This window comes from Wolbachia endosymbiont of Cylisticus convexus (assembly GCF_003344345.1).
On the sequence record NZ_QPIP01000056.1, the window covers coordinates 1 to 10,924 of the forward strand.

Annotated in this window: 8 protein-coding genes and 1 tRNA gene; 2 read left to right on the forward strand and 7 right to left on the reverse strand. The window is 33.8% G+C overall.

Going from position 1 to position 10,924, the window contains the following annotated elements; translation table 11 throughout:
• Positions 1–521 precede the first annotated feature (521 nt).
• The 7 genes from Wcon_RS06330 to Wcon_RS06360 form a co-directional block, all read right to left on the reverse strand.
• Entirely contained in the window at positions 522–2,498 is a 1,977-nt protein-coding gene (locus Wcon_RS06330) for a type IV secretory system conjugative DNA transfer family protein (RefSeq protein ID WP_114517613.1), read from the reverse strand.
• A 30-nt stretch (positions 2,499–2,528) separates the two neighbouring features.
• Positions 2,529–3,521 carry a P-type DNA transfer ATPase VirB11 gene (gene virB11, locus Wcon_RS06335; RefSeq protein ID WP_114517614.1) on the reverse strand — a complete coding sequence of 331 codons (993 nt, stop codon included), beginning with the start codon at positions 3,519–3,521 and terminating at the stop codon, positions 2,529–2,531.
• Position 3,522: 1 nt separating this feature from the next.
• Positions 3,523–5,004, reverse strand: coding sequence for a TraB/TrbI/VirB10 family type IV secretion system protein (locus Wcon_RS06340; protein WP_114517615.1), 1,482 nt, complete (start codon positions 5,002–5,004; stop codon positions 3,523–3,525).
• A gap of 16 nt (positions 5,005–5,020) precedes the next feature.
• Complete coding sequence (gene virB9, locus Wcon_RS06345; protein WP_179947495.1) at positions 5,021–5,818, reverse strand: P-type conjugative transfer protein VirB9; 798 nt, start codon at positions 5,816–5,818, stop codon at positions 5,021–5,023.
• Complete coding sequence (locus Wcon_RS06350; RefSeq protein ID WP_114517616.1) at positions 5,805–6,485, reverse strand: VirB8 family type IV secretion system protein; 681 nt, start codon at positions 6,483–6,485, stop codon at positions 5,805–5,807. Before Wcon_RS06350 ends, virB9 begins: the two co-directional genes overlap by 14 nt.
• Positions 6,486–6,557: 72 nt before the next feature.
• Positions 6,558–7,640 carry a GTP cyclohydrolase II gene (locus Wcon_RS06355; protein WP_114517617.1) on the reverse strand — a complete coding sequence of 361 codons (1,083 nt, stop codon included), beginning with the start codon at positions 7,638–7,640 and terminating at the stop codon, positions 6,558–6,560.
• 30 nt (positions 7,641–7,670) lie between these two features.
• Positions 7,671–7,758: transfer RNA gene (locus Wcon_RS06360), tRNA-Leu, on the reverse strand.
• A 190-nt stretch (positions 7,759–7,948) separates the two neighbouring features.
• Between Wcon_RS06360 and Wcon_RS06365 the strand changes: the two genes are divergently transcribed.
• Positions 7,949–9,178, forward strand: a complete 1,230-nt coding sequence (locus Wcon_RS06365; protein WP_114517618.1) for a metallophosphoesterase family protein — start codon at positions 7,949–7,951, stop codon at positions 9,176–9,178.
• A 567-nt stretch (positions 9,179–9,745) separates the two neighbouring features.
• Positions 9,746–10,693 carry an IS110 family RNA-guided transposase gene (locus tag Wcon_RS06370; RefSeq protein ID WP_063630491.1) on the forward strand — a complete coding sequence of 316 codons (948 nt, stop codon included), beginning with the start codon at positions 9,746–9,748 and terminating at the stop codon, positions 10,691–10,693.
• Positions 10,694–10,924 lie beyond the last annotated feature (231 nt).

Genomic DNA, 10,924 nt, shown 5'->3' on the forward strand with positions numbered 1-10,924 from the left:
TTTCTTCGGTTGTTTTCTTCGCTTTCAGCTAACAAGTGGCTTTCTATTTCACCTTCCAGACTCGCTTCCAGCAGCTTTTTTATAAATGGTGTTAATGCTCCGTCTCTTCCTGTTAGTGGTCTTCCTTCTCGTATAGACGACAGGTTTCTAATTCTTTATAATCTACCAACCCGGCAGTTCTATTTGCTATTTTTTGACTCATGTCAAACCTCCATTTTTTTATCAATTTATTACTTTTTCTTCGGTTTGACACACTTCTTTGAACCATACGCGTCAAGTTAAGAGAATACGCCCAATATAGCAACCATTTAAGGTTTATTTATTATATTTATTTTTTAAGAAATCTTGATCTAAAATAAGATAATTTTTTTAAAAGAGTCTATAAATTACTAATTTTATCATTTAATATCTAAAATAATTTTTACCGCTTCTCTTCTTTCTTATGCCACTTTTCCTTAACTTGACGCCTATGCTTCTTTGAACGTTCCCTCTATTGTGCAGCTTCAACACTTCTCATGTCTCTACGACACACCTTTATCATCAAACCCATCATCATCTTCTTCCTCGTCATCAAACTCATCCTCATCTTCTTCATCATCAAATCCATCACCATCTTCAAATTTATCACCAATACCTTTGTCCTCAAATTCATCGTTGACCTCTGGCTCATTATATATTGCATTTTCAGTTTTAGCTTCAACAGGATAATCAGCAGCTTCAATAGCATTACTCTCTTCTTCATTACTAATCTTATCTTTGTTAGCAGCAGAAAAGACCTTGTTTGGATCATATGGCTCTTGTGTAGGCACACGTGTTGGTTTAATTAGCCTTCTTGTGAATGTGCTATCACTATAGTACAAAATTTTCTTTGACTTAATTGGATAAGTCGATTCTATCAAAATTATCTGATCATCACGTGGCAGCATAATAATTTCTTGAGGTAAGAGCAATGCTCTCTGTGTTTCAGAGATATGCAATGATCTTGATGCAGGATTCAAGTCTAAAAATTTAGGTTTGTTTAATGATTCTTGTTGTACAGTTTTGTTTCCTATAAGCTGAGATATCAAATTAGCCGTTTCAATATTATTGGCTGCAAAAGTTATTCTATAGGTTGAGTTTGATAAAAAGGAGTTCATTCCTGCTTCTTCATATATTCCTTTAAGCTGTTCAGTATCTTGAACAATTAAAAATAACCTTACTCGATAGCCACGAAAGTATGCGATGCCCGTTTGAAATTGCTCCATTTTTCCAAGTGTTGGAAACTCATCCATTAAAAATAATACGCCGTAAGGCTCGTCATCCGATGGCAATTTTCTACATAAAAACTCAGTTGCCTGTTGGTAAAAAACCTGCATTAAAGGCCTGAGCCTAGTTAAGTTATCAGGAGTTAAACCAACATAAACTGTAGTTTTCTTCTTTTTAAAATCCAAAATATTAAAATCACTTGATGCAGTTGCAGTATCGATCAATGGGTTTGCCCACAATTCAAGCGACGAGTTCATAGTTGACACAACACCTGATCTTTCTTTGTCAGCCTTTTGCAAAAAAGCTGCAATGTTCATATACGCTACCGGATGTATTATTTTACCCATTGTGTCCAAAACTACAGCAAGATTGTAAACTACGTCATCGCTACGCATCGTACGCACAACCTCACCAAAAGATTTAACTTTCTCTGGTGCAGCAAGTAAATATAGTACCACCCCAACAAATAAGCTTCTTGCTTCGTTTTGCCAAAAATCTTGTTCAGGCATAATTAGGTTAGCTATTTTTTGCACATCATCAACCATCTGTCCAGGTTTTTCACTAATCCATTCCAGTGGATTATAACAATGGCTTACTCCATCTGGCTGCGCTGGATTCCATACATATACTTTTTGCCCTTGTCGTTCTCGCCAACCACTTGTTATTTCATAGTTTTCTAATTTTATGTCGTGCACAATTACCGAGTCAGTCCAAAATAATAAATTAGGAATCACAAAACCAACACCTTTACCAGAACCTGTAGGCGCAAAGAGCAATGCATGCTGAAACCCATCAGCAATAAAATATCCTCTCTTATCTTTACCGAGCAATAGCCCTTTTTTGCTTCTTAATCCTGCTTTTCGCAAGTCTTTCTCTGATGCCCACTGTGAATCTCCATGAAGTGATTCTTTCCTTTTAAATGGTCGCCACTCAATTAATCTTTCTCTCACATTCCATAAAATAATCATCAAAACAATTATAGGCAGTGCAGAAGATACAATTAATTTAATTTTGAGCTCAAGGCTATATAACTCTGGATGATGCCAGCAATATTGTATATGATCAAAAATTGTCGGCCAGAGAGCTTGAGGAAAAGGCGTCAAGCTAGGGTTAATTGCTCTAAAATCCACACTATCTGGACCGTCAACAAACAAGTAGAATAATATACCAGACAAATAGAAGCAAAATTCAAGTATGCTAAAAGATACCACACCTCCTATGAGAATATTGCGTAGGTGATTTCCATTACTCATAAACTACTTTTTCTTAACTTACGTATAAATTTAAGCATTTTCATTTGAAGATCTAGTAAATAATACCTCAGAAACGATTCTTCTGCCCCCACAAGTTCTTTTTAGCTGAATAACAGTATCGATTACATTTCTGATGTATGGTATGATCTGATCTGGGGGAATGCCAAGATTTGCTTGCATGACCATCAGTTTTATTTGCTCAAGGGCCATTGCTGGACTATCTGCATGAAGGGTTGATATTGATCCTGGGTGACCAGTATTTATTGCTCTAAGAAAGCTAAAAGCTTCCGCTCCACGGAGCTCACCAACTATTATTCTATCTGGCCTTAAACGTAAACACGCCTCTATCAAATCCTGAGTGGTCACTTTTGCTCTGCTTTGCCCTCCTTTAGAAGCAATCAGATGCACTCTATTAGGGTGATCGTTCAAAACTATCTCCCTCGCATCTTCAACAGTAATGATTCTTTCTTTAGATGGAATAGCACGCAAAGTAGCATTAGTAAAAGTGGTCTTACCGGTAGAAGTTCCACCACTGATTATAATATTTTTCTTATTTATTACAGCACATTCTAAAAATTCTTTTATTTTCTTTTGTTTCAATAGCAAGTTCAAATGACGATTCACTGGATCATCGATTACTTCTATAACAGTTTCAGAAAAAGCTCCCATCTTTTCATAATCATCCAATGATAATTGCATGCTAGAGGGCTTACGAATTGACATAACTACTTTGTCGGGCTCACATGCTGGTGGAAAGACTATCTGTATACGATAACCATTTGGTAATGTAGCTGAAAGTAGTGGTGCTTCTTCGCTAAGTTTTTGTTCTGTGGCTTGAGCAATCAGCCTGCCAAGAGACTTTAAGTGATTAAGATCAAATATTTCTAGCTTTTCGCATCTTATTTCACCACGATTTTCAACCCAGACTTCCTTAGGCTTATTTATTGATATTTCATTTACGCCTTCCTCTTGAAAGATACCTTGCAATGGCTCCAAATATGTTTCAAGTGCAGCATAGTTCATCTCAATTATTTAATATTGCCTGTGGAGGAAATACTATATCTTGGTTAACAAATACTTTCAATGCAGTGCCTTGATCAACATAAATAGTTGGTTTTTTATCTGTGTATCTGCCTACTATATCCCGCATATCTTTAGAAAAATCCTCGATTGATTTTCCAATTGCTTCATCATAGACGGACTTGCTCCCTTGTTTCCGCAATAATCCCTTTATATCTTCCAAAGTTATTTCATCAACCTTACTACTATCAATTGAGACCAAGCTTAGGTCTTTTACTACTTGCTTAAATGTCTCAACTAAGCTCTTTTCATTAGACGCATTCTTAATTTTCCTAATAGCTCCAAGCCCAAGTTTCCACTTATCATTCTTTGCATTCTCTTCATCTTCATTAGACATGCTCTTCTTACCAATAATATCCTTAAGGGAAGAGATATCTATTTCAGTTGCAGTGATGGATCTCACCGCATCCATAGGAGTTAACGTATCAATAAGATTAGAGGCCTTTTGCCCTATAACAGCCGAACCAATTGAAACACCAGCAAGTGCCACTGAAGAGAATAATGCACTTACTATTTTATTATCAACTATTCCTGCTATCCCTGCTCTACCAAGCTCGTCAGTACTAAGTGATAAGATAGCAATATCTATTCCATGTGGCATAATCACTCTGTTCCAATTTATATTTACACGAGATTTAGCAACATTCGAGTCAAATGAATAACTACCTATCAATCTTGAGCCTTTAGGTATTAAAACTGTATCACCAGTCTCTGCATAAACATCTCTACTCACCATAGCACGCAGCATTCCTTGTAGATCAGAGTTTATTGCAGTTTCAAGAACAGCATCAATAATTTTACCTTGAGTAATCATTAAACCAAGCTTTCCTACTCTAGTAGCTTTGCTCGACTGTGCTGAAGTGTCGGATAAAATAGCATCAGCAGCCTTGTTCTCTCCACTACTACCTGAAATTATTAACATTTGTGTATTACGTCTTTCTCGAGGATAACCTACACCTCCTATTGTAGGGAATGAAGTAGGTAAATTACTAATAACATTGCTAGAAGGAAAATTTTGCTTTGGCAAAATAGGTATACTTGACACAGGAATTTCTTTTAGTTGCTCTTCTTTTTTTGTCACTTCTTCTTTTTTAATTTGTTTTACTTCTGGTATGATTTGTGGAGTAGGAAGAGGAGGTAAGGGTGGCAAGGGATCAGTTATTATTCTTTCAGGAACCATTACATTATCTGGGACCTGCTCCAACTTTTCTTTTAATTCTTGAACGTTTTGCTTTATTTCCTCTTTTTTAACAACTCCTAAATCCTCTTTATGAGAAGGACTAAAATAGAAATAATACACTCCACCAGCCAGAAGCACTAAAACCATGATCATCAATGCCCTATGACCTTGATTAGAGCCAACCGTTACCACCTTATTCTCTATTTCTGATTCATCTTCTGAATTGTTACGCCTTTCTTTATTCATATTGCATGTACCACAGCTAAAGAGACCTATTTATAACTTCAACTTCACTACCTTCATAACGCATGAATAGCTTTTTATGCACTCCTTTTATTACAACATAATCATTAAATAACAGCCTTTTACAGGGTTTATCATTCTCTTCTATAAAAATCTGAGGAATTTTATTATTATTTCTAAATTTTAAATAGGTTAAATAACCATCATCAAATAACTCAATCGGAACTATATCTGCATTATTACCTTCATCAATATATGTATAATTGTATCTCGTATTATTTTCTTGTATTATTTTTTCTGAATTTTCTGTAGTATATTGCATTTGAGTAGGTAAAGAAACCTCATCTAAATCAACATCAAATTCATCTTCTTCTTGAGGATAATAAAAACGTATTACGTAAGATATATCCTTTTCAACGGAATAATCGTGATCCACTTTTTTAGCATCAGTATATGAATATTTATCGTAATTTGGTCTTGAAATTAGATCAAAAATGTAATTTCTTTTTTTAGTTGTTGTAATAATCATGTTAGTGCGACTACTGACTTCAAATGGCATGACAAGCAGTTTATTATCATAAGGGCTAATTTTCCAACTTGATGCATCACCAACAGCGATATTCTTGACTTTTTCCCCTTCTGCAAATTCAATATAAGAATAGTAACCTTGACTAAAAACTACCGTAAATACCTCGTTAGGGCTATATACAAAAGTCTTTATTCTACTATCTACAGAAATAGGTTTATTATTAATAGATGCATTTAAACTGCCACTTATTAGTAAAGCTAAAACTAACAATATCCTACACATATTCATCATCTACTCTATATGAAATAACTTGAAACCCTAACGGGTTAATATATCTTTGCTGATCATTCATTTCAAGCGATGCATATTTATATGACATCACAACTATCTTGTTTTTCTTTGAGGAACTTCCATCTTTTCGTGTAAATTTTATAGAAAACCTCACTTGAAGAGCATCATTACCTAATTTTTGAATTGAATGAATTTTCAACTCACCTTTAGCATCTGAATGTAAATTAAAAAGGTCATGCATACTCTGCGATTTTATATAATTTCTAAATTCACTATATACATTAGGTGAAGAAAATAACCTTACCTTTGTATAATAATTATAATTATAATTATACGGGTCAAAAACCTCCCTTGCTTTTATATACTCTGAAATAAAATAACCGTTTAATACTTCATCCGCAGAATATTGTTTTACTGTAACAGGATCAACCAATTGCACTATTCCTGACTTTTTGTCAATTTCTATAACGAATGGCTCAATAGTGCTGCTTGTGCTAATTTTAAATATAGCTAATATGCTTACAGAAATTGCCACTAATAATATTAACGCAAACAAAAGTAGAATATTCCTTTGAGCAATAACTGTGCTGTAGCGGTTTGAATTCCAATTTATATCCTTATCTAAGGATTCAGTATTTTTTTCTCGCTTAAAAAATCTTAGCATCTTAACATTCTTAAAAATCTTAACTTATATTAATGAGCATAGCAAATTAACAAAGTAATTATAACAAAAAAACTAAAAAACCCTTAATCCATGGCCTAGCCTACCAAATTTTGTTTCCATATATGAATCATTATATTCATTACGTTCCATAATAAGTGGTAGACACTTTGTAACCTCTATACCATTGTTTTTCAACTCCGATAACTTCCTACCGTTATTTGTAAGTAATTGGATCTTTTTGATGTCTAATTTCTTGAGTATTTCAGCTGCAACAGCAAAGCTTCTTTCATCATCTTCAAAACCCAATACTCTATTTGCATCAACAGTATCAAGATTATGTCTTCTTTGCATACTGTACGCTCTTAACTTATTAGTTAAACCAATGCCTCTTCCATCTTGCATCAAATACAATATAATACCACTTCCAAAATCAGCTATCATTTGAATTGCTTGATGTAACTGACTTCTACAATCGCATGATAAGCTATCTAACAAGTCACCCGTATAGCACGAAGAATGAATTCTCACTAATGGTTCGTCATCTTTATCTGGATTGCCAATGATGATTGCATGATGTTCTCTTCCGCCACTTTCGGTTCTATAAGATATGATATCTACTTCTTGAGTCTGTTTTAAAAATAATGATGTTTTGCACACTTCATATACATCCTGATTTTCTTGAAAATTATTTATGAATGACGTGTCCAGTGCAATAACGTCATTTTTCTCGCACCAATTTTGCATTTCATGGTTATTCTCAAAAGTCATATCAGCCACTAATGCGTATGGCAATAATTCTGAGAATTTAAGCAAGGCAATAGCACATTCATCTATTGTCTTTGAGCATTGCAACTCTTTTATGCAATCTTCCTTTGAACAGTTTATTAAATAGAGTAGTTCATCAAAATTATTCACCAACAGACGTTTGCTGTTATGTTCTTTATTTTGAGATATGTATTTTACCTTACTTGAAGTTAAAGTAACATATACATTACTTGATATAAGCTTGTATTGATTAAATAAATCTCTTTCTAAAGCCTCAACAGCAGCAAACAATAGGTAATTACTTTCATCATATATTACAATTGGCCGGCCACTTCTAATTTCGCTGATAGCTCTTTCTACCTTATTGCTATTCCGATTTTCTATAAACATTTTTACTCATATTAAACAGCGATAAAAAACTGGTGCGGCCGAGAAGACTTGAACTTCCAAGGCCTTATGAGCCACAGCGACCTCAACGCTGCGTGTCTACCAATTCCACCACGGCCGCACTATATTCTAGTTTTTATATAATTATTTTAAATTACTTAATCATTTTAGAATTTTTCATCTAGAGTGTCAATCTGATACTAGAATAATTTAGAAATTACCTATATAATTTGATTATGAATTTTGTGATTATAAATTTTAATCATTTAAGATAACCTTACTACTAATTTTTAACTTAGGTTTTTATACAAATGAATATAGCTAATATCTTTATTTTTTTAGCTCTTATAACTAGCCCTCATTTCGTCCATGCACAAATATTATACACATGGTCTCAAGTCATTCCAGAAAATAAATTAAGCATACGTGCAATTATAGACAATAATATGTGTCCTATTGCTTACGTCGATGATAAGAAAGTAGAAATGCTAAGTCGCAGCTCAATCAACAATACCGAAACAGTTTGTGAATTGATAGTAGAAACAAATGCTCAAAACATTAGTATTGACAATATAAAGGTTCCCGTATTAGCGGAAAAGATCAGTAAAATTGCTTTCATTGGTGATACAGGATGTAGAATAAATATGTTATTTCAGCAAGAATGTAATTCTATAGATAGCTGGCCTTTAAAAAAAAATTTAGATTCAATTGCTTTTCATAAACCAGATTTAATCATCCATGTTGGTGATTATCATTATAGACAAACAAAATGTAGAAACACACAAAAGTGCGGCGATATTTATGGATATAGCAAAGAAGCGTGGTACGCTGATTGGTTTGAGCCTGCAAAAGATATTTTAACACAATCTCCTTTTCTTTTTGTTCGTGGAAATCATGAGAGTTGTAATAGAGCTTATGAAGGATGGTTCAGATACTTAGATTCATACCCTTTTTCCCCTAAAAAATGTGAAGATCTTGTTTCTAGTTGGTCTTTAGATGCTGGACCGATTACATTTTTTATTTTTGATTCTTCATCCGGTGAAGACATTTTTACAACCCAAAGCACAATTGATGCTTTTGAGAGACAATTTGATAAATTGATACAAGATAAGCCCACGTGGTTTTTAACTCATAAACCGCTTTGGAGATCTCCAAAAAAAGAATTTTTGACATTAAAAAGCCATGGTAATCTTACACAAATCGAAGCTTTTGGAGATAAGTTTCCAAGCAATGTTACTACCATAGTTTCTGGTCACATTCATATAGCCCAGATTTTATTAATGGATAATGTTCCAGACCAGATTATAGTTGGAAACGGTGGTGCATTATTACACGCTCAAGATCAAGAACCTGTTTATCAAAATGTAGAATTTGACTATCCAAACGGTAGAAATTACTTAGCACACGAGGTTAGAAACTTTTTCGGCTTTGGCTTTGCAATATTAAGTTTAGATGATCACAAATTTACTTTCTATAATCAAGATAATAAGGAAATGTATTCTGCAAACCTAATGAAAGACTTTAAACTTAAAACAAATTAAAGTTAGGACTGACCTGTTAATTTATTGTTAGCGATTACACTTTCAAAATGATAAGACTCTATCTTATAATAGAACCTTGTGGTATGCTACTATGACTCGTATTATACTTTGAATTGTCCATATAACCTGTTTTTAGCAATTGATTAATTAGTTGAATAAAACGCTCATCTTAGAAGTTTTCACTCAGTATTTCCAACAACACGGTATGATCGATTAAATTATACATGTACTGAGCTCTCCTTCGATAAATCACTTGTACTGACCTTACCCCAAATTATAGCTTTTACGAATAATGAACCACTCAATTACCTCTTTCTTAACCACTCCTATTAACAGTAGAATATTGTAAGTTAAAAATATGATATAAAGGAGATAAGAGGGAAGATAACTCCACTCACTATAGGAATGGAGTTATCACGGGCGTGTGCGACCGCTAGAATAATGGCTATACAACCGTGCTCATCAAGGTACACTAGCCCTATCTCTCGATACGTTTGAATAGTTGTGTGGGACATACATATGCACCCGTTTACAATCTTAAATTAACTAAAACTAATCGAGGTTATTATGATTACATCTTATCAAAATTTTATTGGCATTGATATCGGAAAATTTAAAAATGTTGCTGCAGTTCACAACCAAAAGAACACTATCAAGTTTGATAATAATGCTGCTGGTTGGCAACAATTGTTTCAAAATTTTTCAAATATTCTACCTAATTCTTTTGTAACTTTGGAAAATACAGGAAAATATGAGCTTGGCTTAGCACACTTTCTGGTTGATAAGAATGTTGCTGTACATCGAGCTAATACTCGCAAAGTAAAAAGCTTTACCTTATCTCATGGAATTTTAGCAAAGTCTGATCAATCAGATGCAAGAGCCCTTGCTCAATATGGATTTGAGCGTTATAGTACTCTATCTCTATTTGTGCCTATGTCAAAAGAACAAACAGCCTTAGCTGCACTTTGTCAACGTCGTGATGACCTTACACAAATAAGAGCTCAAGAGAAATGTAGACTGAAAGCACCTGAAAACGACTATATAAAAGAAAGTTGCCAAAAAACTATTGACTTTTTTAACAGTCAAATAGATGAGCTCAATGATGCCATACAAAAAATTATCGATGAGAATCCAGAGTTAAAAAAGCGCCAAAAAATCATAAGAACAGTACCAGGAATAGGTAAAAAGTTATCACAAGATTTTGTATGCTTGATGCCAGAACTTGGCTACTTAAGCAGGCAAGAAGTTGCTAGTCTTGCTGGAGTTGCCCCGCATCCAAAAGAAAGTGGTAAAGCTATTGGTTATCGCAGAATAAGTGGTGGCAGAAGGAACGTTCGTGAAAAGCTTTTTACATCTGCGATGGCTGCTTCAAGGACTAAATCTGCACTTGGTGCTTTTTATTCTGCTCTCATTGGTAGAGGTAAAAAGAAGATGGTAGTCATAACAGCTCTAATGCGCAAAATTATAGTGATTGCTAATGCAAGGCTTAAAGAAGCAATTAACGCAAATTTTTAAAATCTGCATAAGAAAATAGGTTAATGAATATGCGCGCCACACAAATTTAAAGCACATATTCATTAATCATAAGATCTAAGCAGTGGTAGTTGTTTGATATAAATTTCTTTCTGTAATGAACTAGGGTTTTTATTGCCAAAAATACGTTTTTCAATTGAATAAGAATACAAAACTATAAATAAGAGTTGTAATAAGACTAAATTCAAAAAATTTTAAAAAACATAGTTGATG